Consider the following 22,070-nt stretch of genomic DNA (forward strand, 5'->3'; position numbering starts at 1 on the left):
CCTCTCCCGCAAGGGAAGAAGGGAGATCCGCCAAGGGAAATGACGGACCTTAGGCAGCCGCGGCCTTTCCCTTGGGCTGCACTTCAGCGGTGTAGTCCGCCATCAACTGCTCGGAGATCTTGCCGGGCGTGAACTTCCAGTTCGCGATCTCGGCGACCGGCGTCACTTCGGCGGCGGTGCCGGTGATGAAGCATTCGGTGAAGCCGTCGAGTTCCTCCGGCATGATGCGGCGCTCGATCACTTCGATGCCGCGGCGCCTGGCAAGGTCGATTGTAGTGGCGCGGGTGATGCCGGCGAGAAAGCAATCGGCGATCGGCGTATGGATCGTGCCGTCCTTGATGAAGAAGATGTTGGCGCCGGTGCATTCGGCGACGCGGCCCTGCCAGTCCAGCATCATCGCGTCCGCATAGCCGGCGCGCTCCGCCTTGTGCTTACTGATGGTGCAGATCATGTAGAGGCCGGACGCCTTGGCCATCGCCGGAATCGTCGTCGGATCGGGCCGCCGGTATTCGGCCATGCCCATCCGGATGCCCTTCAGCTTCTCGGCCGGATCGAAATAGCTCGGCCAGTCCCAGGCGGCGATGGCGAGATGGATGGTATTTGATGGCGCCGACACGCCCATCATCTCCGAACCGCGCCAGGCGATCGGGCGCAGATAGGCGTCCGGCAGATTGTTCGTGTCGATCACGAGCTGCTTGGCGGCGTCGATCTCGGCGACCGACCAGGGAATCTCGAAGTCGAGGATATTGGCCGAGGCCTTCAGCCGCTCGGAATGCTCGGTGCTCTTGAAGACCTTGCCGCCATAGGCGCGCTCGCCCTCGAACACGCAGCTCGCATAATGCAGGCCATGGGTCAGGATGTGGACGTTGGCGTCGGCCCACGGCACCAGCCGGCCATCGTACCAGATGACGCCGTCGATCTTGTCGAACGAAACTCCCATGGTCTCCTCCCGGATTGGCGCTGTTTCGATGAGCCGCGCGTCAGCCCCGCGCGACTCGACGAGACGCGCGCTACCGAGTGCTTCAAGTGATCTATCGCTTGAGCAGCGGAAGAATTCCGCCGCCGGTCACAGGACCTTCCTGATCCAGTCGTGCGGGTCCGCCGCACGGCCGTACTGGATATCGACGAGCTTCTTGCGCAGCCCCATGGCGACAGGGCCGGCGACGCCGCCGCTGATCTGGAAATCGCCGCTCGCCGAACACACCTTGCCGATCGGCGAGATGACGGCCGCGGTGCCGCAGGCGAACGCCTCTTTCAGCTTGCCGCTGGCGGCATCCTTGCGCCACTGATCGATCGTGTAGAGCTCCTCGCGCACGACCGTGCCGGAATCCTTCGCCAGCGCGATAATCGAATCGCGGGTGATGCCCGGCAGGATGGTGCCGAGCGGCGGCGTGAGCAGCGAGCCGTCGTCGAATACGAAGAAGACGTTCATGCCGCCGAGCTCCTCGATATAGCGGCGCTCGACCGCATCGAGGAAGACGACCTGATCGCAGCCGTGCTCGATGGCCTCGGCCTGCGCCCGCAGGCTCGCGGCGTAATTGCCGCCGCACTTGACGGCGCCGGTGCCGCCGATCGCGGCGCGGGTATAGTTCTCCGACACCCAGATCGACACCGGCGCGGGTCCGCCCTTAAAGTAGGAGCCGACCGGCGAGGCGATGACGGCGAAGATGTATTCTGCCGACGGCTTCACGCCGAGGAAAACCTCGCTCGCGATCATGAAGGGCCGCAGATAGAGGCTGCCCTCGCCGCCCGGTATCCAGGCGCTGTCGATGCGAACGAGCTGCTCGACCGCTTCGATGAATATAGCCTCGGGCAGCGGCGCCATCGCCATGCGCTCGGCCGAATTATTAAAGCGCCTTGCGTTGGCTTCGGGGCGGAACAGGTTCACGCCGTTGTCGCGCTTGTAGGCCTTCAGGCCTTCGAAAATCTCCTGCGCGTAGTGCAGAGCAGCTACGGCTGGATCGAGCGAGAAATTGGCGCGGGGTTCGACGCGCGCGTCATGCCAGCCCTTGGCCTGGTTGTAACGGACGATCGCCATGTGATCGGTGAAAACCCGGCCGAAGCCGGGGTCCGCGAGTCGTGCCGTGCGCTCCTGCTCGGAGGTCGGGTTCGCCGCAGGCTGGATTTCGAATTTTAAGCTCATTCCCTTGCTTCCCGCTGTCGAAATCGGCGCGATTTGGCGCCGGCCTGCCTCTGTGGGCCTGCTGGCTTGATAGGTCTGGACCTTCACCGCCACGCGGCCGGTTCCTGCGCCGTCATGTCCGTGACGACATGCTTTTGCGGGATGCCGAAGTCCAGTATGTTTGCCGAAATGCCGCTCGACAATCGCACGGTAGTTCAATTTGCGGCCGTTGCCGCCATCGTTGGCTTTTCCGGCTGCCTGACACGTCACCAAGTTTGAAACGACTTAATGTTTCGTCGTGGCTGGTAGTTTTGTAACATTGAACCCAAGATATGTCAACATGACTGACATAAATTTCTCAAGGGGCCCAACCAACCCCGATTCGCAGGGGTCCGCCAGCCCTGCCCCACGGCTTGGGGAAATGCGCTGGGACATTATCGAGCTGTTGTTCTTCGCCTATCGCGACTTCGTGGGCGACGCCGACCACGAGCTTGAGGCTTTCGGCTTCGGTCGTGCCCACCACCGGGTGATGCATTTCGTCTACCGCTATCCCGGGCTCAAGGTCGCCGACCTCCTGGACGTCCTGCGCATCACCAAGCAGTCGCTTGGCCGGGTGCTCAAGCAATTGCTCGACGAGGGCTACATCATCCAGAAGACCGGCAACAACGACCGCCGGCAGCGCCTTCTTTACGCCACCCCGAAGGGCGAAGCGTTGGTGGCAAAGCTCGCAGGATTGCAGACCGATCGCATCACCCGCGCGCTCCGGGATATCAACCCCGAAGGCGTCGCGGCGATCGGCCAGTTCCTGCGCGCGATGATCGATCGCGACGACCCCGACAAGGTGTTGGAGGCGATCTTCGGGGCCGGCAGCAAGAAGCCAAGGGAGTGATCGTGGCGCAAGGAGCAACCATGCCTACAGCCGCCGCGCGCCCGCCTCGGCAACTGGCCGACAACGCCCCGCATTTGCTCTTGGTCGACGACGACCGCCGTATCCGCGATCTGCTGTCGCGGTTCCTGTCCGGCGAGGGTTATCGCGTCACGACCGCGTCGAGCGCGACCGACGCGCGTTCCAAACTGCTCGGCCTGCATTTCGATCTCCTGATCCTCGACGTCATGATGCCCGGCGAAACCGGGTTCGACCTGGCGCGGTTCATTCGCACCTCGTCCTCGGTGCCGATCATCATGCTGACGGCCCGCCATGAGGCGGAGGCGCGGATCGAGGGCCTGCAGATCGGCGCCGACGATTATGTCGCCAAGCCGTTCGAGCCGCGCGAGCTGATCTTGCGGATCGGCAATATCCTCAAGCGCTCCGCGCCGCCACCGGTGGAAGCGCTGGAGCAGATCGCGTTCGGCCCTTACGTTTTCCATCTCGATCGCGGCGAGCTGCGCGAGGGCGAGGAGATCATTCACCTGACCGACCGCGAGCGCGAAATGCTGCGCATTCTGGCCAATAGCCCCGGAGAGACGGTGCCGCGCGCGGCGCTGACCAGCGGCGGCACGGTGAATGAACGCGCAGTCGATGTGCAGATCAACCGCCTGCGGCGCAAGATCGAGCGCGATCCCGCCAATCCGCTGTTTCTGCAGGCGGTGCGCGGCATCGGCTATCGTCTGGTTGCGTCGCCCTGAGCTAACTCATGAGCACGCTCGACACCGGCCTGACGCTCATCCGCAATGCGTCGCAACGCGTCTCCAGGGCCAATGGCTGGATGGGTAACGCGTTCAAGAGCTGGATGCCGACCGGCCTCTACGCCCGCGCGCTGCTGATCATGATCGTGCCGATGGTGATCCTGCAAACGGTCGTGGCATTCGTGTTCATGGAGCGGCACTGGAACACGGTGACGCGACGGCTGTCGGCGGCGGTGGTCCAGGACATCGCCAGCCTGATCGACGTCTACAAGGCATTTCCGCAGGACAAGGACCGCGCACAGTTGCGTCGCATCGGCCAACGCCTGCAACTGGTCGTCGATTTCCTCCCCGTCGGCGACATGCCGCAGCCCGGGCCAAAGCCGTTCTTCTCGCTGCTCGACCAGACGCTCTCGGTGCAACTCGGCCGCCAGATCGGGCGCCCCTTCTGGATCGACACCGTCGGCAAATCCAACCTGGTCGAAATCCGCATCCAGCTCGACGACGCCGTGATGCGGGTGTTCGCGCAACGCAGCGCCGCTTATGCCTCCAACTCGGAGATCTTCATCTTCTGGATGCTCGGCACCTCCTCGATCCTGTTGATCGTCGCGGTGCTGTTCCTGCGCAACCAGATCAGGCCGATCCTGCGGCTGGCGGAGGCCGCCGAAAGTTTTGGCAAGGGACGCGAGGTGCCGAACTTCCGCGCGCGCGGCGCACGCGAGGTGCGGCAGGCGGCACAGGCGTTTCTGCAGATGAAGGCGCGCGTCGAGCGCTCGATCGAGCAGCGCACCGCGATGCTGGCCGGCGTCAGCCACGATCTGCGCACCATCCTGACCCGCTTCAAGCTCGAGCTCGCGCTGATCGGCGACAGCCCCGAGGTCGACGGCATGCGCAAGGATGTCGACGAAATGGCCGGCATGCTGGAGGCTTATCTCGCCTTCGCGCGCGGCGACAGCGGCGAGGTCGCGCAGCCGACCGACATGACGATGGCGCTGGAAGAACTGCGCAGCGACGCCGAACGCCATGGCCACACCGCGACGGTGACGTTCCACGGCCTGCCGGTCGTGACGGTGAAGCCGGCCTCGTTCAAGCGTTGCATCGCCAACCTCGTCTCCAACGCGGCGCGCCATGCCAACACGGTCGCTATTACCGGCCATCGCGACCACCGCTATCTGACCGTGACGGTCGACGACGACGGGCCTGGCATTCCCGTCAACATGCGCGAAGAAGTGTTCAAGCCGTTCCTGCGGCTCGACGATGCCCGCAACCAGGACGAGGGCGGCACGGGCCTCGGGCTCGCCATCGCCCGCGACATCGCCCGCTCGCATGGCGGCGACATCACGCTCGGCGACAGCCCAATGGGCGGCTTGCGCGCGGCGGTAAGAGTGCCGGTGTAACTTCTCCCTCGCCCCGCTCTTGCGGGGAGAGGATCGGGGTGAGGGGCTCTCTCCGCGATCGTGATGTATCGATAGACCTGCACCCCCTCACCCGGATTGCTTCGCAATCCGACCTCTCCCGCAAGCGGGAGAGTTAAAGGAGTACGCGGATTCAGCGCGACAACGCGAATTACTGACCCTCACTTCTTCGGGATCAGCGCCTTCATCTTTTCCATGTCCTTGACGTTCATCTTCATACCGCCGGGCATGATGATGTCGCCAGGCTTCTGATCGGCCTTGCAGGCGCCCACCCATTTGGCCTCGATCGTGCTTTTGCTGTCGCGCGCGGCGCCGGCCAGGCCACCCTCGCTCTGCGAGCTCGTTTTCACGGTGTAGGCGGAATTGAAGTCGCCGGTGATTTCGGCGCGTGACTTGACCGTGATGCCGCCAATACCGCAGACGGAATCGGTGACATAGCCGGTCGCCGTCTTCTGGATATCCTGCTTGGAGCAGATCTCCTTGGCCATCGGCGCCATGGCCGTGCTCATATCCTTGTCGGTGGTCGCGTCAGTGCACTGCTGCATGGTCATCTCGGGCACCGTGCCGCCGCTCACCACCTTCATCTCCCACAGCCCGGCCTTGCGCATCGGCAATTCCACGGCGATGGCGCCGCTAGCCGGTAACAAACCTACAGCCAAACAGGACACAAGAAGCAGTCGTCTCATCCGTGCGCTCCCCTAAATTCTTCAACGCTATCGTGCGCGCGCGAAGTGACACACGCTTTGCGTGGCGAAAACATGTCCAGCCAGGGAAGCTTTGGAGGTCGCGCTCAGTAAAGCGTGCGCAGCGGCCGCTCGGCGGCGCCATAGGGCACCCAGCGGCAGGCAAACGAAACATAGCCGCCGTAATTCGGCTGCACGCCGAGGAATTTCACCACCTTGCCGTAGCGGGCGCAGTGGTCGACGGCGAGCTGGCGGGCATCGGCCTGCGTCGCGAGCGTATAGGCGATGATGCCGCCGGTGTCGTTGCCCTTGAACGGCGGCACCGTGTCGATGTCGAACCACTGCGCCTGCGCCGGCGCCCCCGCCAGCATCCCACCCATGGCAATCAGGCACGCGGCCAGAATTCTTCGCATCGCAGACTCCATTTCGCTCGACGCCCACCATAGTGTGCGCCGATGGCCGTGAAAAGAATGGTTGCAGCACGGGACGGACTTGGTCGTCAGGTGTTGCCGCGCTGCACTTGACCTTGTCGGGGCTTCGCGGCACCGTCCCCTGTGTTGGTTTACCGGCGGATTCCCCATGCGCAACCTGTTCACATCCTTGAGAGCCCTCGGCCCAACGGCTGCGGCGCTCGCCCTGCTGGTCTCCAGCCACGCCGCTCAGGCCGCCAATCCGTTGGAGCTGAATTTCGGCCTGTTCGGCCCGAAATATGACGGCCGCGTCGCCGAATGCGAGCGGGCGCTGCCGACCATCGCGTCGCAATTCCAGGAGAAGGAGGGCAAGTTCTGGAATTCGGCTCTGGTGATCACCGGCTTCGGCCGGATCCACGAAACCGCGTTTCGGCCCTGGCAGTCCGACAACATTCCGCGCCGCTTCTGCAGCGGCGACGTGATGCTGAGCGACGGCAAGATGCGCAGCGTGCACTACTCGATCATCGAGGATGGCGGCTTTGCCGGCTTCGGCCAAGGCGTCGAATGGTGCGTGACCGGGCTTGACCGCAACTGGGCCTATAGCCCGGGCTGCAGGGCCGCCCGGCCCTGATCCCGGCATTTCAGTCCGGTCGAGCCGGCCGGCCTGTGGGATTTTCAAATTTTGTTCTTGAAATGTTCCGGTTCCCTGCTAGGCTCCCGGTAGTCGAGTAGAGGGGCGTTCGATGCACCGGTCTGTTATTTCCCGACTTCTGATTTCGCTGACGCTTGTTGTCGTCTCCGCCGGGTTGGCGTCCGCCCAGGACCGCCGGCAGAACGCCCCGGGCGAGTTCGATTTTTACGTCCTGGCCCTGTCGTGGTCGCCCTCGTTCTGCGAGGCGGCGGCCGAGCGCGGCAATAGCGGGCGTTCACAGGTCCAGTGCAGCCGCCCCTATTCGTTCGTGGTTCACGGCCTGTGGCCGCAATATGAGCGCGGCTTTCCCGAATATTGCCAGCGGCCGTCGCCGCGGCTCGACCGCAACATCATGACCTCGATGCTGGACCTGATGCCGGCGCCCGGCCTGATCTTCAACGAGTGGGACAAGCATGGCACCTGCTCCGGCCTCGGCGCCCGCGCCTATTTCGAGAGCGTCCGCAAGGCCCGCGCAGCGGTGAAAATCCCCGAGGAATTCCTCGAATTGTCCGAGCAGAAGACTATCGCCCCCGGCGATCTCGAGGCCGCCTTCATCAAGATCAACCCGGGCCTGAGCAGCTCGGCGATTTCGGTGGTCTGCTCGAGCCGCCGCCTGAGCGAGGTGCGGATTTGCCTGAGCAAGGACATGCAATTCCGCGCCTGCGACGAAATCGACCGCCGCACCTGCCGGCGTGACGAGGTGGTGATGCCGCCGGTGCGGGGCGGCTGAATCCTGCCTTCCGTCATGCCTGCCCAGACATAGCAATCCGCCCTGCGCAGACTTGTCTACACCTGTCTGCGTCCCGGTCATCCACGGCTTTTATTGTCGTCTGCAAGGCACGTGGATGGCCGGGCCCTTTTCTCCGCCAAAGCAGCGTCAGGCAAGAATATCAAGGCTGATGTGATCGGTGAGCTCAGTCGTGCCGATCCATTGCTGCCATGATCGAAAACAAGGGAATCGTTCGAGCCCTTGAAGTTTATAGTCGTCCTGCCGTACTGCTGGGTGACGATAACCATCATCCAGCGAATAACCACTGATCGAGAAATCGACGCTGCCGCCGCCGTTGTCGACCCGAACGACATCGTTGCCATCCCCCTTGGCAAAATTGATCGTGGATTATCACCCGTCACCTTGATCTAATCGTCACCGGTGCCGGCCGTCACGGTCGAAGCTCCGCCGACTCAGATCATACCGTTGCCAGCGCCACACAGGTCGACACATGGTCATCGCCGTCGTCAGCCGACACAGGGTGATACATCCTAAGATTGAAGTTACCGGTATGACTCCGATGACCCCAGCATCTCACCAATGCAATTGGAGATGTCATCCCGCCACCCGCAGCTTGACGACATGGGTTACTTTCCTCGTCCCAATGTCGTAACCCGTCCCACCATGAACTACCGACACGCCTTTCATGCCGGCGGCTTTGCCGATGTCATCAAGCACATCGTACTGGTGCGCATGCTGACCTATCTGCAGGAAAAGCAGGCCCCGTTTCGCGTCATCGACACCCATGCCGGGGCCGGGCGCTACGATCTCACCGGTGAGGAAGCGCGCCGCGGCGGAGAATGGCTGACCGGCATTGCGCGGGTGATGCAGGCACGGTTTTCACAAACCGCGCTGCCGTTGGTGACCCCCTACCTCGACATCGTCAGGGCATTCAACGCGCCGGGCACGCTCGAGGCCTATCCGGGATCGCCCTTGATCGCCCGCGCGCTGCTGCGGCCGCAGGACCGACTGACGGCCTGCGAAATCGAGCCTGGTTCCCGCCGGCAATTGGTCGATGCGTTGCGCCGCGATAGCCAGGCGCGGGTGGTCGATCTTGACGGCTGGACCGCATTGCCGGCCTTCGTGCCTCCCAACGAGCGGCGCGGTCTGGTGCTGATCGATCCCGCGTTCGAGCAAAAGGACGAGTTCGAAAGGCTGGCCGGCGCATTCGCCGAGGCCTACGCGAAATGGCCGACCGGCAGCTATCTGATCTGGTATCCGGTGAAGAGCCGTCGCGCCACCGATACCCTGGCGCGGCTGGTCGCAGGCGCTGCCGCTGCCAGCAAGCCAGCCGGAAAATGTCTGCGGCTCGAATTCAGCGTCGCTCCACAGGAGGCCGGCGGCCCGCTCGCCTCCACCGGGCTTTTGATCGTCAATCCACCGTGGACGCTTGCGGGTGAATTAAAGACAATTCTACCCGAACTCGAAAAACCGCTCGGCCAGGGCGGGGCCGGCCGGTTCAAACTGGAGACACCCAAGCCTTAAGAGTTACGCCTAAAGCGCCAGCCTTGAACGAAAAGTGCGAATGGACCGTAGGCAATTTACGCGAAACCGTATTATGCTCAGGCCATTGGGACTGGCTTTACGTTCCGCTTCCGCGAATGGTTGCGGCGGAGTGATCAAGGCCGAATAAAATCCAAGTCGGTCGGCGGCATGGCCCCGACCGGCTCAGGTGGCCAAGCTTCCGGCAGCGAATGTCCGGTCAGCCGAAGCGCGAGGTGCGCGTAGCGGCGGAGCAATACGGGGGAGGAGTTTCCCGATGGCCATGACTGGAACAGTCAAGTTCTTCAATGGAGAACGCGGCTACGGCTTCATCAAGCCCGATGACGGCGGCCGCGATGTGTTCGTGCACATCACCGCCGTCGAGCGGGCCGGGTTGAAGGATTTGACTGAAGGGCAGCGCATTACGTTCGAGGTCGAACCGGACAAGAAGGGCAAAGGCCCCAAGGCGGTCAACCTGGTGATTTCATCGTGAGCTGACGCTCGCGCGGAACGCGGACTGAATTCTTGCTGCGAAGACTACGCTGGGCACGGCACCGCCACCCGGAGCGTTGGGCCTCGTGACGCGCAACCCAGCCTGAAGGCAAAAAAATCCCGGCGACCTACTGCCGCCGGGAGATGGTAGTCGCCAGTTTCTTGTTTTCAGAAGCGATAGTTCACGCCGGCCCGTATCAGGCCGAACCGGTAACCGTTCGACGCACCTGTAATGACGAAGTTGCTGTTGGCCAGATCGACATAGAGATATTCGATCTTGGCGCTCCAGTTCCTGTCCAGGCCCACCTCGGCGCCGGCGCCGAGCGTCCAGCCGGCATTGGTATGGGATTCCGTCAGGCCGAACGTGGCGGCGCGCAGCTCGCCGAAGGCGAGACCGCCGGTGCCGAAGAACAGGACGTTGTTGAACGCATAACCGGCGCGGCCGCGAACCGTGCCGAACCAGGGATTGGAAAACTTCCACGGCGCGAAAGTTTCTTCGGCGCCGGTCGCCTGAATGTCGCCCTCGAGGCCGAACACCCACGGTCCGTTCTGCCAATTATAGCCGGCCTGGACGCCGCCCACAAAGCCGGACGGCTTGGTCGGATTGTTTGCGACCGAACCCCAGGCATAGCCGAGGTTGCCGCCGAGATAAGGGCCGGCCCAGCTATCGGGACGGTACAGCGTCGGGTTGGCTGTCAAGGGTGCGCGCGATCCGTAGAGATCGGCTGCCTGTGCCGACACGGTCCAGCCTGCAGCGATCAGCGCCAGCGCGCCCGACACCACCTTGCTCATCACGCAACTCCACGCAACACCGCGACCCGCCGGTCGAAGAGACCGGCTTGGTTACGGAACTCCACTTTTTCGCTAAGATTTATCGAGAGTTTTAAGTTAAAGGGCTGTTAAGCCGGGTTACTTGCCCGCTCATCATTCTTAAGAATGCGTTACCGGCGCCCTCTCCCGCGAGCGGCTGGCGATGCTGCCCTGCAGCGCTTAATTTAGGCCCATGGATCACGATTCTACCGACCATCCGAAGCCTCCGCGCAAGGCGCGGCGGGGTTCCCAGCCGGACTTGCCGCCACAGGACCTGGCCGCCGCCGACATCGATCCCGCGACATCAGCCGCCGAGGAAGACGACGAGGCGCGCCTGCCGGAAGCGCCCGAGGAGCCTGCCGAGGCGATTGCCGAAGGCCCGCTGGCGGTCGGCCACACGGCCATCGAAAACGCCGTGAGGCTGGCGCCGACCTCGCCCGGCGTCTACCGCATGCTCAATGCCTCCAGCGACGTGCTCTACGTCGGCAAGGCCAAGAACGTCCGCAAGCGGCTGTCGTCCTATGCCCGCGTCAATGCGCCCTTGCCGGCGCGCATCCTGCGCATGATCGCGGCGACGGTTACGGTCGAGATCGTCTCCACCACGACTGAGACCGAAGCGTTGCTGCTGGAAGCCAACCTGATCAAGCAGCTGCGGCCGCGCTTCAACGTGCAACTGCGCGACGACAAGTCGTTTCCCTACATCCTGATCACCGGCGACCATTGGGCGCCGCAGATCCTCAAGCATCGCGGGGCGCAAACAAGACCCGGACGATATTTCGGGCCGTTCGCCTCCGCCGGCGCCGTCAACCGCACCATCACGGCGCTGCAGCGCGCGTTCCTGATCCGCTCCTGCACCGACGGCTTTTTCGAGAGCCGCACCCGGCCGTGCCTGCTCTACCAGATCCGCCGCTGCTCGGGGCCCTGCACGCGCGAGATCGATTTTCCCGGCTATAGCGAGCTGGTGCGCGAAGCGAACGACTTCCTGTCCGGCCGCAGCCACGCCGTGAAGCAGCTGCTCGCCGGCGAGATGGAGAAGGCATCCACCGAACTCGAATTCGAGACCGCGGCGCTGTATCGCGACCGTCTCGCCGCGCTGTCGGCGATCCAGTCGCAGCAGGGCATCAATCCGCGCACCGTGGAAGAAGCCGATGTGTTCGCCATCCATCAGGAAGGCGGCTATTACTGCGTGGAAGTGTTCTTCTTCCGCACCGGCCAGAACTGGGGCAACCGCGCCTATTTCCCGCGCGCGGAGAAGTCGTTTACGCCGGAGGAAGTGCTGGCCTCGTTCCTCGCGCAATTCTACGACGACAAGCCGCCGCCGAAATTGATCCTGCTGTCGCACGACATTGAGGAATGCCAATTGCTGGCCGACGCACTTTGCGTGAAGGCCGGCTACAAGGTCGAAGTCTCGGTACCGAAGCGCGGCGAGAAAAAGGAATTGGTCACGCATGCGCTGACCAATGCGCGCGAGGCGCTTGGCCGCAAACTAGCCGATACGGCGACGCAGAGTCGTCTCCTGGAATCGATAGCCGCCACGCTCGGACTGCCGCAGGTGCCGAAGCGCATCGAGGTCTACGACAACAGCCACATCCAGGGCACCAACGCCGTCGGCGCGATGATCGTGGCGGGACCGGATGGCTTCATCAAAAACCAGTATCGCAAGTTCAACATCAAGTCCGAGGGACTGACGCCGGGCGACGACTACGCGATGATGCGCGAGGTGCTGGAGCGGCGCTTCAAAAGGCTGTTGAAGCCGCCGGAGGGCGACGCGGCCAAAGCGAAAGCCGACGACGATTCGTTCCCGCAATGGCCCGACCTCGTCATCATCGACGGCGGCCGCGGTCAGCTCAACGCTGTCAGGGAGATTTTCGGGGGTCTGGGACTTACCCAGGTCTCGCTGATGGCGGTGGCAAAGGGCCCGGACCGCGATGCCGGGCGGGAGACCCTGTTCATGCCGGACCGCGAAGCCATCAAGCTCGAACCGCGCGATCCCGTGCTGTATTTCATCCAGCGGCTGCGCGACGAGGCGCATCGCTTCGTGATCGGCTCGCACCGCAAACTGCGGAAAAAAGACATCAGGGAAGCCGGTTTGCAGGAAATCCCGGGCATCGGCCCGTCACGCAAACGTGCCTTGCTGCATCACTTCGGAACGCTGAAGGAGATCGAGCGGGCCTCGATTGCGGACCTCGGCAAGGTTCCGGGCGTTAGCGCCGAGAGCGCCCGCAAGATCTTCGAGTTTTTCCATGCACAGGCGGGTTAAGGGGACTTGGGTCAAAGGCATGTCATTTGGGCGTCGCCTGCGACAGATGATCTAGGCCCGCACGGTTGACCTTCACGTTCCAGCGGTATTGGTAAGACGGATGAACATCGCAACAGCCAAAGGGCAGACCAAGACCCTGTCCCTGCCGAATATCCTGACCTACGCCCGTATTGCCGCCATTCCGGTGGTGGTCGGCTGCGTTTTCGCCCAGTCCATCCTGGACGGCCCGCTGTGGCTGCGCTGGGTGGCCCTGGCCGTCTTCATTGCCGCTGCGGTGACGGACTACCTCGATGGCTACTATGCGCGAATCTGGGACCAGCAATCCGCTTTCGGCCGCATGCTCGATCCGATCGCCGACAAGCTCCTGGTAGCGTCCTGCCTCTTGATGCTGGCAGCCGACAGCAGCATCCATGGCTGGACCCTTTGGGCAGCTATCGTCATCCTGTGCCGCGAAATCCTGGTCTCGGGCTTGCGGGAATATCTCGCGGCGTTGCGGGTCAGCGTACCCGTGACCAAGCTGGCAAAATGGAAGACCACGATCCAGCTCGTCGCGATCGGCTTCCTGATTGCCGGGGAGGCCGGCGAGCAGTTGCTGCCCGCGACCACCCTGATCGGCATCGTCTTGTTGTGGATGTCGGCGATCTTCACCATCTACACCGGCTACGACTATTTCCGCGCCGGCATCCATCACCTCATCAAGGAGGATGAGGGATGAGGATCAAATATTTCGCCTGGGTGCGCGAACGGATCGGCGTGGCGGAGGAAACCGTCGAGCCGCCGGCCGACGTGCGCACGGTGAGCGATTTGATCGGCTGGCTCTCCAGCCGCGGCGACACCTACGCCTATGCCTTCGAAAAGCCGAAGGTGATCCGCGCCGCGATCGACCACGCCCATGTCAAGCCGGACGCCGCGATATCAGGCGCGCGCGAGATTGCGTTCTTCCCGCCGATGACCGGCGGTTGATCTTTACCCATGTCCGTCACCGCGACCATTCGCATCCAGGAGGCCGATTTCGACGCTGCGCAGGAGATCGCGGCGCTCACCAAAGGTCGCACCGATATCGGCGCTGTCGTCACCTTCAGCGGCATCTGTCGCGGCAGCGAGAACGGCGAACCGATCGCGGCGCTGACGCTCGAGCATTATCCCGGCATGGCGGAAGCCGAAATCGGGCGCCACGCCGATGAAGCGCTGTCGCGCTGGCCGTTGCAGGGTCTCACCATCATTCACCGGTTCGGCCGCATCGCGCCGGGCGAGAACATCGTGCTGGTGGTGACGGCGTCACCGCATCGCCAGGCAGCCTTCGAAGCAGCGGAATTCCTGATGGACTACCTCAAGACCAACGCGCCGTTCTGGAAGTGCGAGGAAAGCAAAAAAGGCACGAGCTGGATCGAAGCCCGCGACCATGACGACGCCGCCGCGGCGCGCTGGACCAAATCCTGATGGCCAAGCGTGCGAAACCTGCGGCGAAGCGCAGCGCCAGCCCAACGAAACTGCCCAAGGTCGGCGCGGGCGAATTGGTGACGCTGCTCGATTTCGTCCGCTACGCCGTCAGCCGCTTCGTCGAAGCCAGGCTGGTATTCGCACACGGCACCACCGATCCGGTGGCGGAAGCCGCCTTCATCGTATGCGAGGCGCTGCATCTGCACCCTGATCAATTCGAGAGTTTCGCGACCGCGCGGGTCACGGCGGCTGAAGGCAAAAAGATCCTCGATCTGATCGCGCGCCGCGTCACGACACGAAAGCCCGCGGCCTATCTCGTCAACAAGATCTACATGCGCGGCCTGCCCTTCTATGTCGACGAGCGCACCATCGTGCCGCGCTCCTTCATCGGCGAATTGCTGGACCAGCATTTCGGCGGCGACGGCGACGAAGAGGCCGGTTCGCTGATCACGGATGCGGGCGCGGTGGAGAGCGTGCTCGACCTCTGCACCGGCTCGGGCTGCCTTGCCATTCTGGCCAGCCGGAATTTTCCGAATGCCGCGGTCGACGCAGTGGATATCTCAAAGGACGCCCTCGAAGTCGCCGCGCGCAATGTCGGGGATTACGGGCTTGAGGATCGCCTCACGCTGTACCGCGGCGACCTGTTCAAGCCGCTGAACAGCAAGCGCTACGACCTCATCATTTCCAATCCGCCCTATGTCGACGCGCAAGGCATGGCCGGCCTGCCGCGCGAGTGCCGCGCCGAACCCAAACTCGCCTTCGATGGCGGCGCCGACGGCCTCGATATCATCCGCCGCATCCTCGATGAGGCGCACGCGCACCTGACGCCGCAGGGCGGACTGTTATGCGAGATCGGCCGCTGCCGTCCGCAGCTCGAAGCCGCCTATCCGCATCTGCCGCTGCTCTGGCTCGATACTGAGGATTCCGAGGGCGAGGTATTCTGGATCGCTGCGACCGATCTTTGACCCGGCATATTGCGGGGAAATATCACGGCGTACTGGCGTTCCCGTTCAGCGGCGAAACTGATAGATTGGCAGCTAATCGCTGCCCCGAACATCAAAGAGGCCGCCCATGCTGAACAAGAGCCCCCGCCCTACCCCCGTCAACGTTCCGAACGATCTCGCCGCGCACTGGATGCCGTTCACCGCGAACCGGGCGTTCAAGAAGAACCCGCGGCTGCTCGCCGGCGCCAAGGACATGCATTACTTCACCGTCGACGGCCGCAAGATCATCGACGGCGCCTCGGGCATGTGGTGCACCAATGCTGGCCACGGCCGAACCGAGATTTCGGCGGCGATCGCCAAGCAGGCCGAGGCGCTCGACTATGCGCCGCCGTTCCAGTTCGGCATTCCGCAGGCGTTCGAACTCGCCAGCCGCATCGCCGAGCTCGCCCCCGCCGGCCTCGACCACGTGTTCTTCTGCAATTCCGGCTCGGAAGCCGCCGACACCGCGCTCAAGATCGCGCTGGCCTATCACCAGATCAACGGCCAGGGCAGCCGCATCCGCCTGATCGGCCGCGAGCGCGGCTATCATGGCGTCGGCTTCGGCGGCACCTCCGTCGGCGGCATCGTCGGCAACCGAAAACTGTTCGGCTCGCTCTTGACGGGCGTCGACCATTTGCCGGCGACCTATGACCGCGAGAAGCAGGCCTTCAGCACGGGCGAGCCTGAATATGGCGCGCATTTCGCCGACGAGCTCGAACGCCTCGTCAATCTGCACGGCGCCAACACCATTGCTGCCGTGATCGTCGAGCCGATGGCGGGATCGACGGGCGTGCTGCCGGCGCCGAAGGGCTATCTCAAGCGGCTGCGCGAGATCACCCAGAAGCACGGCATCCTCCTGATCTTCGACGAGGTCATCACCGGATTTGGCCGGCTCGGCTTTGCCTTCGCCGCCGAACGCTACGGCGTGGTGCCTGACATGCTGACCTTCGCCAAGGGCGTCACCAATGGCGCCGCCCCGATGGGCGGGGTGCTGGTGCGCGACACCATCCACGACGCCTTCATGAGCGGGCCGGAATACGCCGTCGAACTGACGCATGGCTACACCTATTCGGCGCATCCACTGGCCTGCGCCGCGGGCCTTGCCACCCTCGACATCTATCGTGACGAGAAGCTGTTTGAGCGTGCTCATGGGCTGGAGCCGAAATTCGCCGACGCCGTGATGTCGCTGCGCAGCGAGCCCGGCGTCGTGGATATCCGCACCATCGGCCTGACCGCCGGCATCGACCTCGCGCCGATGGCCGATGCGCCGGGCAAGCGCGGCTTTGCCGGGCTCAACAGCGCCTTCCACGACAACGATCTGATGGTGCGGGTGGCCGGCGACACCCTGGTGCTGACCCCGCCCCTGATCATCACCGAAGATCAGATCGGCGAGATCATCGACAAGGTCGCCAAGGTGATCCGCGCGACGGCGTAGCGGCTGCATCGGCTTTGACCGGGCAGGAACATTCGAAACCAGCCCGCGTTGATTCCGCCGGCGGGAAAGCGGTCATGCCTCCGCCGGTTGAGGGATGCGGACATGCTCGCGCCTTCGAGCAGCTTGTTGCGCGCCGGGATGGAACTGAAGCTGAACCAGGTCAAGCTGGCGACGCGATCCTATCTGCGAGACCGCACCGATCAGGCGACCTCGACTATCACTTCTTATGCCATCGCCGCCGGTCTGTTCGCTGCGGCCGGCATTTTCACGATCGCCGCCTGCCTCGTCGGCATCACCGCGTTGTTTCGCTGGATTGAGATCCATTACGGGCAGTTCTGGGCTTTCGGCGCGGTCGGCGCCTTGCTGGCGATGATCGCCGCAATTTGCGCGGGGCTCGCTGCCGTTAAACTTAGGCAAAAGACGCCGCACTTCCCCTCGCTCGCCAGCCGCCTGCGCGTGGCGGTCAAGGCCAGTCCGCTCAAACCAGACCAGATCGGAGCCGCGAAGGACACCGCCAGGTCGATTTTACAGACGCCTCCGGCACCGCCAGCGAGCAACCGCGGCAGGCGCCGGTCCCCCTCAAGGGACAACAGGCATTTGCAGGCCGGCCTTATCCTGATCGCGACCTTGCTGGGCTTGGCGGCAACGCGACGGCGACGGCAGGCGCGACGGATGGAGATCTGACAGCGCACAAGGCGCCTCCGACGCGGCGCTCGGTTTCCAGTTCCGGCCGTGTCCAAAGAACACTAGCTCTGCGAATCAACATTGGTGCTAAGGTTGCGGCGCCGGGGACAGCGCAAGTTGGACGACATCTGAAACTTCCGTGTTTTCCCGGGTAAGACCAGTTCGGACCTGAGGGCACAGCGCGCGACATGATTCGCATTTCGACGATTTTCATCGCCATCTGCATGGTGCTGGTTGCAGCCTCCCTCGGCCTCGTCCTGCATGCGGTGGCGGGTTTCAGCGGCACCGAATCCGCGATCGTCGCGCTTACCGCGTTGACCTTTCTGATCCTCTACAACGCCGTGTCGATGCGGCTGCGCGACCGCTCCGATGTTGGCGGCCAGATCGCCGATTTGTCCCGCGGCACCGCCGACCTTGCGCGCCAAGTCGCCGAATTCGGCCGCCGCCTCGCCGCCGTCGAGGGCCGACTGGTGTCGGCGAACTCCGCAAGCTCCGACCGTATCCAGGCCGTGGTCGGCGAGATCAGCGAACTCGGCGTGCTGGTCAAGCAACTGGCCGTCTCGGTGGCGAGCCATGAAGATCTATTGGCCTCGGGTGCGGCCGCCGCAGCCTCCGCCCCGGCGACCCGGCCGGATCCCGAACCGCGGCACGAACCGGCGGTCGCCGCCGAGCAACCGGCGCCGCTCGCCAGATCCGCGCCGGCCACAGCCGCAAAGCCGGCTGCGGTGGCCGCGGAAGCCGCTTCGCCCTCGCGCAATCAGCCGCAACTGCTTGCCGCGGTTAAGAACGCCATCGAAGAGAGCCGGCTCGACATCTACCTGCAGCCGATGGTGACGCTGCCGCAGCGCAAGGTGCGCTTCTATGAGGCGGTGACGCGGCTGCGCGACGACAAGGACCAGGTCCTCGCCGCCGACGATTTCATCCCCACCGCCGAAGCCGGCGGGCTAATCGGCAAGATCGATCACATGGTGATGCTGCGCTGTGTCCAGGTGTTGCGCCGCCTGATGGTGCGCAACAAGGACGTCGGCGTGTTCTGCAACGTCTCGGCGGCGACGCTCGGCAATCCCGCCAATTTCGCGCAATGCCTCGACTTCCTCGAGGCCAATCGGGCGCTGGCGTCGTCCTTCGTGCTCGAATTCAAGCAGGCGACGTTCCGCCATCTCCGTCCGACCGAAATCGAGAATCTCGCCGCGCTGTCGCAGCGTGGCTACCGCTTCTCGATCGACCATGTCACCGACTTGCGGATCGAGCCGCGCGACCTTGCCGATCGCGGCGTCCGCTTCATCAAGGTACCGGCGGCATTGCTGCTCGATCCCAAGCAGAGCTCGACCTCGGACATCCACCCTTCCGACCTTTCCGACCTGCTCGGCCGTTTCGGCATCGACCTGATCGCCGAGAAGATCGAGGGCGAGCGCGCGGTGGTGGACCTGCTCGACTATGATGTACGGTTTGGACAGGGTTTCCTGTTTGCGCCGCCGCGGCCGTTGCGGCCCGAGGGGGCATCTGCTACCGGCGGGGCGACAGCGAACAAGGAATCCGCCAATCCCAATGGCTCCAGCAACACGGTCCCCATGGCCAGCCCGGCCACAGAGCCCCCGATGCGGGCGACCGGCAATGCCGCACTGGCGCGCCGTGCCGCAGGACCGGCCTAACAGGCTTCCGACATCATGACTTCATTGCGCTTCGTCGAGCGGTTGAGCGACCTCGTGAACGGCGTGGAGGTCATCCTCTCCGACATCTGGGGCGTGGTGCATAACGGGCTAGAATCCTTTCCCGAAGCCTGCGAGGCGCTGCATACCTATCGCCAGCGCGGCGGCACCGTCATCCTGATCACCAACGCGCCGCGGCCGGCCGATTCCGTGCAGCGGCAATTGCGCAAGCTCGGCGTCGCTGACGAAACCTACGACGCCATCGTCTCTTCCGGCGACCTGACCCGGAACTTCGTCGCCGACCATCCCGGCAAAAAAATATTCTGGATCGGACCGGAGCGGGACTCGTCGATCCACCGCGGGCTCGACGCCGTGATGGCGCCGCTGGAGCAGGCCGACTACATCATCTGCACCGGCCTGTTCGACGACGAAACCGAGTCGGCGGAAGACTATCGCGCGATGCTGCTGCAGGCGCGCGAGCACAAGCTGCCGCTGGTTTGCGCCAATCCCGACATCGTCGTCGAGCGCGGCGACCGCCTGATCTATTGCGCCGGCGCCGTCGCCGAACTCTATCGCGAGCTTGGCGGCGAGGCGATCTTCTACGGCAAGCCGCACCGGCCGATCTATGAACGCGCCATGGCGCTCGCCGCCGAACGCCGCGGCCAGCCGACCTCGCTCGACCGTGTGCTGGCGATCGGAGATTCGGTGCGGACCGACCTCACCGGGGCGCTAGGCTTCGGAATCGATTGTCTTTTCCTGACCCGCGGCATCCATTCCGAGGAATTCGAGGGCATCGACCAGCTCGATCCGGCCTCGGTGAAGGAGCTGTTCGGTCATCCGCCCCGCGCGCTGATGCGGGAATTGCGCTGGTAGCATCGCGCGTACATGCCGTCCCAAAAACGCGAATGCCCGGGGACAAGCCCGGGCATGACGAAAAAATCTATGATGTGGTTCAGCGCTTACGCCGTCGCCATATCCGGAAAGACCGCCTCGATCTTGGTCTTCAGCGTCGCCGCGTTGAACGGCTTGACGATGTAATTGTTCACGCCGGCCTTCTTGGCCGCGATCACGTTCTCGGTCTTGGATTCCGCAGTGATCATGATGAAGGGCGTGGTAGCCAGGTTGGGGTCGGCGCGGACTTCCTTGAGCAGGTCGTAGCCGGTCATCGGCTCCATGTTCCAGTCGGAAATCACCAGCCCGTATTTCTTGCCGCGCATCTTGTTGAGGGCGGCCGAGCCGTCGCTGGCATCGTCGATGTTGTCGAAGCCGAGCTGCTTCAGAAGATTTCGGATGATGCGGATCATGGTGCTGTAGTCATCAACCACCAGAACCGGCATGGACAAATCAACCGCCATCTTTCCCCCACTCAATGCTTACGCCACAAACTATCCGCAGGCCTGCGCGACCCGCAGTCCTCCCCCAACCTCTAGCATCAGCCCTTAAACAGCCCGTAAACGGCCGGAGCCGGATTGCATCCGTTTTGGTCCAACCCTCCCCGCTTGACTTCAGCAGGCCCCCCGCGTCACGGTCCGGCCGCGTTCACCGAGCCGAAATTTCTGAAGAATCCCTGAAATGACTGGTTTTACCGTTATCCGAGACACCACCCCTGCCGCCGACATCCCCCGCGGGGCGGTGGTCGCCATGGGCAATTTTGACGGCGTCCATCTGGGCCACCGGGCCGTGATCGACGCCGCCTTGCGGATGGGCCGCGCCCACGGCAAGCCAGCCTTTGCCCTCACCTTCGAGCCGCATCCGCGCACCTTTTTCAGCCCGAACAGCCCGCAATTCCGTCTCTCCGACGAGGCCAGCAAGCTGCGGCTGCTGGCTGGAACGGGACTGGACGGCGCGGTCGTGATGACCTTCGACAAGACCCGCGCCGGAACCTCGGCGCAAGATTTCATTCACCATGACCTGATCGAGCGCCTCGGCGTCAGCGGCATTGCAGTCGGCTACGACTTTCATTTCGGCAAGGGCCGTGCCGGTTCGCCGAGCCTGCTGGTCAGCGAGGGGCCGCGGCTCGGCATCGAGGTCGACGTCCAGGCCCATGTCGATATCGAGGAGCGGCCGGTGTCCTCCAGCGCGATCCGCATGGCGTTGGCGGAAGGCCAGATCGACGAAGCCACCGCCATGCTGGGCGGGCCGTGGTTCGTCAGCGGCGAGGTGATCCATGGCGAGAAGCGTGGCCGCGACCTCGGCTACCCCACCGCCAATATCCGCCTCGACAAGAATTGCAGCCTGAAGCACGGCATCTATGCGGTGCGGATCGGCCGCGGTGCCGAGCGGTTCGATGCGGTCGCCAGCTTCGGCCGCCGCCCGACCTTCGACAATGGTGCGCCGCTTCTGGAAGTGTTCCTGTTCGACTTCAAGGGCGACCTCTATGGCACGGTGCTCGACGTCGCCTTCATCGGATTCATCCGCGACGAACTGAAATTCGACAACATCGAAGCGTTGATACGTCAGATGGATGATGACAGCGCCAGGGCGCGCGCGGCCCTTGCTGCAGCGCCGGACGCATTTCCCAAGCTCGGAACGATCGGTTGAACAAGACAGAAAAACAAAAAATGCTGGCCGGCGAGCTCTATCGCCCCGGCGATCCCGAGCTGCAGGCGGATGCCGTCGCCAACAAGGCCTGGCTCGCGCGCTACAATGCGGCGCTTGCAGCGCCTGTGGCTGAGCGGCATGCGCTGCTCTCAGCACATTTCGGCCATGTCGGAACCAGTGCCGTAATCCGTCCGCCGTTCTTTTGCGACTATGGCTACAACATCCGGCTCGGCGACGAGGTGTTTCTCAACTTCAACTGCGTCATCCTCGACGTGGTCGAAGTCGTGATTGGCGACCGCACCCAGATCGGACCGGCGACTCAAATCTATGCTGCCGACCACCCGCGCGACGCCGAAACGCGACGAACGGGGCTCGAATTCGGGCGCCCGGTGCGGATCGGCAGCGATGTCTGGGTCGGCGGCGGTGCCATCATCCTGCCCGGTGTCACGATCGGCGATGGCGCTGTCATCGGCGCCGGCAGCGTGGTCACGCGCGATGTCGCCGCAGGCGTGACCGTCGCCGGAAACCCGGCCCGGCCGCGCTCAAACTGAAACAGCCGCCGAGCCTTCTGGCTTTTTCGA

At 63.8% G+C, this 22,070-nt stretch carries 24 protein-coding genes; 18 read left to right on the plus strand and 6 right to left on the minus strand.

Going from position 1 to position 22,070, the window contains the following annotated elements; genetic code table 11:
* Positions 1-49: 49 nt before the first annotated feature.
* Together AC0QUY_RS26950 and AC0QUY_RS26955 are read right to left on the minus strand one after the other, a co-directional pair.
* Positions 50-940: a branched-chain amino acid aminotransferase gene (locus tag AC0QUY_RS26950; protein WP_475389246.1), complete on the minus strand. Its 891-nt coding sequence runs from the start codon at positions 938-940 to the stop codon at positions 50-52.
* A gap of 126 nt (positions 941-1,066) precedes the next feature.
* Positions 1,067-2,143 (minus strand): branched-chain amino acid aminotransferase, encoded by a 1,077-nt coding sequence (locus AC0QUY_RS26955; RefSeq protein ID WP_475389247.1) that lies wholly within the window; start codon positions 2,141-2,143, stop codon positions 1,067-1,069.
* Between the two features lie 319 nt (positions 2,144-2,462).
* Between AC0QUY_RS26955 and AC0QUY_RS26960 the strand changes: the two genes are divergently transcribed.
* Genes AC0QUY_RS26960 through AC0QUY_RS26970 form a run of 3 tightly spaced genes read left to right on the plus strand, consistent with a single transcriptional unit; the run spans position 2,463 to position 5,142 of the window.
* Positions 2,463-3,011: a MarR family winged helix-turn-helix transcriptional regulator gene (locus tag AC0QUY_RS26960; protein ID WP_161849732.1), complete on the plus strand. Its 549-nt coding sequence runs from the start codon at positions 2,463-2,465 to the stop codon at positions 3,009-3,011.
* A 20-nt stretch (positions 3,012-3,031) separates the two neighbouring features.
* Positions 3,032-3,748, plus strand: coding sequence for a response regulator (locus AC0QUY_RS26965; protein ID WP_475389249.1), 717 nt, complete (start codon positions 3,032-3,034; stop codon positions 3,746-3,748).
* An 8-nt stretch (positions 3,749-3,756) separates the two neighbouring features.
* Positions 3,757-5,142 (plus strand): ATP-binding protein, encoded by a 1,386-nt coding sequence (locus tag AC0QUY_RS26970; protein WP_161849734.1) that lies wholly within the window; start codon positions 3,757-3,759, stop codon positions 5,140-5,142.
* Positions 5,143-5,321: 179 nt separating this feature from the next.
* Here AC0QUY_RS26970 and AC0QUY_RS26975 read toward each other — a convergent pair whose 3' ends face one another.
* Together AC0QUY_RS26975 and AC0QUY_RS26980 are read right to left on the minus strand one after the other, a co-directional pair.
* Positions 5,322-5,846 carry a DUF3617 domain-containing protein gene (locus AC0QUY_RS26975; protein WP_475389251.1) on the minus strand — a complete coding sequence of 175 codons (525 nt, stop codon included), beginning with the start codon at positions 5,844-5,846 and terminating at the stop codon, positions 5,322-5,324.
* Between the two features lie 104 nt (positions 5,847-5,950).
* Positions 5,951-6,256 carry a hypothetical protein gene (locus AC0QUY_RS26980; RefSeq protein ID WP_161849736.1) on the minus strand — a complete coding sequence of 102 codons (306 nt, stop codon included), beginning with the start codon at positions 6,254-6,256 and terminating at the stop codon, positions 5,951-5,953.
* Between the two features lie 166 nt (positions 6,257-6,422).
* On the opposite strand from AC0QUY_RS26980, the gene AC0QUY_RS26985 reads away from it, so the two are divergent.
* The 4 genes from AC0QUY_RS26985 to AC0QUY_RS27000 all read left to right on the plus strand — a co-directional run bounded on the left by AC0QUY_RS26985 (position 6,423) and on the right by AC0QUY_RS27000 (position 9,688).
* Entirely contained in the window at positions 6,423-6,884 is a 462-nt protein-coding gene (locus AC0QUY_RS26985) for a hypothetical protein (RefSeq protein ID WP_161849737.1), read from the plus strand.
* Between the two features lie 112 nt (positions 6,885-6,996).
* The gene (locus tag AC0QUY_RS26990) at positions 6,997-7,674 is read left to right on the plus strand and encodes a ribonuclease T2 family protein (RefSeq protein ID WP_161849738.1); all 678 of its coding nucleotides are present in this window, start codon (positions 6,997-6,999) and stop codon (positions 7,672-7,674) included.
* Positions 7,675-8,337: 663 nt separating this feature from the next.
* The gene (locus tag AC0QUY_RS26995; RefSeq protein WP_475389312.1) at positions 8,338-9,198 is read left to right on the plus strand and encodes a 23S rRNA (adenine(2030)-N(6))-methyltransferase RlmJ; all 861 of its coding nucleotides are present in this window, start codon (positions 8,338-8,340) and stop codon (positions 9,196-9,198) included.
* A gap of 274 nt (positions 9,199-9,472) precedes the next feature.
* Positions 9,473-9,688: a cold-shock protein gene (locus AC0QUY_RS27000; RefSeq protein ID WP_028350729.1), complete on the plus strand. Its 216-nt coding sequence runs from the start codon at positions 9,473-9,475 to the stop codon at positions 9,686-9,688.
* Positions 9,689-9,855: 167 nt separating this feature from the next.
* Here AC0QUY_RS27000 and AC0QUY_RS27005 read toward each other — a convergent pair whose 3' ends face one another.
* The gene (locus AC0QUY_RS27005) at positions 9,856-10,479 is read right to left on the minus strand and encodes an outer membrane protein (RefSeq protein WP_161849739.1); all 624 of its coding nucleotides are present in this window, start codon (positions 10,477-10,479) and stop codon (positions 9,856-9,858) included.
* A gap of 211 nt (positions 10,480-10,690) precedes the next feature.
* On the opposite strand from AC0QUY_RS27005, the gene uvrC reads away from it, so the two are divergent.
* From uvrC to AC0QUY_RS27050, 9 genes are all read left to right on the plus strand, one after another.
* Positions 10,691-12,757: an excinuclease ABC subunit UvrC gene (gene uvrC / locus AC0QUY_RS27010; RefSeq protein ID WP_475389252.1), complete on the plus strand. Its 2,067-nt coding sequence runs from the start codon at positions 10,691-10,693 to the stop codon at positions 12,755-12,757.
* 100 nt (positions 12,758-12,857) lie between these two features.
* A complete protein-coding gene (pgsA, locus tag AC0QUY_RS27015; protein WP_161849741.1) occupies positions 12,858-13,472 on the plus strand; it encodes a CDP-diacylglycerol--glycerol-3-phosphate 3-phosphatidyltransferase in 615 nt (204 codons plus the stop codon).
* Positions 13,469-13,720: a molybdopterin converting factor subunit 1 gene (gene moaD, locus AC0QUY_RS27020; protein WP_475389254.1), complete on the plus strand. Its 252-nt coding sequence runs from the start codon at positions 13,469-13,471 to the stop codon at positions 13,718-13,720. Before pgsA ends, moaD begins: the two co-directional genes overlap by 4 nt.
* A gap of 9 nt (positions 13,721-13,729) precedes the next feature.
* Positions 13,730-14,197 (plus strand): molybdenum cofactor biosynthesis protein MoaE, encoded by a 468-nt coding sequence (locus AC0QUY_RS27025; RefSeq protein ID WP_475389255.1) that lies wholly within the window; start codon positions 13,730-13,732, stop codon positions 14,195-14,197.
* Positions 14,197-15,162 carry a 50S ribosomal protein L3 N(5)-glutamine methyltransferase gene (prmB, locus tag AC0QUY_RS27030; RefSeq protein ID WP_475389256.1) on the plus strand — a complete coding sequence of 322 codons (966 nt, stop codon included), beginning with the start codon at positions 14,197-14,199 and terminating at the stop codon, positions 15,160-15,162. The genes AC0QUY_RS27025 and prmB overlap by 1 nt, the downstream gene beginning before the upstream one ends.
* Positions 15,163-15,268: 106 nt before the next feature.
* Positions 15,269-16,615, plus strand: coding sequence for an omega-aminotransferase AptA (aptA, locus tag AC0QUY_RS27035; protein ID WP_475389257.1), 1,347 nt, complete (start codon positions 15,269-15,271; stop codon positions 16,613-16,615).
* A gap of 102 nt (positions 16,616-16,717) precedes the next feature.
* The gene (locus AC0QUY_RS27040) at positions 16,718-17,299 is read left to right on the plus strand and encodes a phage holin family protein (RefSeq protein WP_475389258.1); all 582 of its coding nucleotides are present in this window, start codon (positions 16,718-16,720) and stop codon (positions 17,297-17,299) included.
* 188 nt (positions 17,300-17,487) lie between these two features.
* Positions 17,488-18,951 carry an EAL domain-containing protein gene (locus AC0QUY_RS27045; RefSeq protein ID WP_475389259.1) on the plus strand — a complete coding sequence of 488 codons (1,464 nt, stop codon included), beginning with the start codon at positions 17,488-17,490 and terminating at the stop codon, positions 18,949-18,951.
* Positions 18,952-18,966: 15 nt separating this feature from the next.
* Positions 18,967-19,821 (plus strand): TIGR01459 family HAD-type hydrolase, encoded by an 855-nt coding sequence (locus AC0QUY_RS27050; protein WP_475389260.1) that lies wholly within the window; start codon positions 18,967-18,969, stop codon positions 19,819-19,821.
* An 86-nt stretch (positions 19,822-19,907) separates the two neighbouring features.
* On the opposite strand, the gene AC0QUY_RS27055 is transcribed toward AC0QUY_RS27050, so the two are convergent.
* On the minus strand, positions 19,908-20,303 hold the full coding sequence (locus AC0QUY_RS27055) for a response regulator (RefSeq protein WP_057835874.1): 396 nt from the start codon (positions 20,301-20,303) through the stop codon (positions 19,908-19,910).
* Positions 20,304-20,520: 217 nt separating this feature from the next.
* Between AC0QUY_RS27055 and AC0QUY_RS27060 the strand changes: the two genes are divergently transcribed.
* A complete protein-coding gene (locus AC0QUY_RS27060; RefSeq protein ID WP_475389261.1) occupies positions 20,521-21,489 on the plus strand; it encodes a bifunctional riboflavin kinase/FAD synthetase in 969 nt (322 codons plus the stop codon).
* Entirely contained in the window at positions 21,486-22,040 is a 555-nt protein-coding gene (locus tag AC0QUY_RS27065) for a sugar O-acetyltransferase (RefSeq protein ID WP_475389262.1), read from the plus strand. Before AC0QUY_RS27060 ends, AC0QUY_RS27065 begins: the two co-directional genes overlap by 4 nt.
* Positions 22,041-22,070 lie beyond the last annotated feature (30 nt).

It is taken from the genome of Bradyrhizobium sp. WYCCWR15520 (assembly GCF_056174665.1).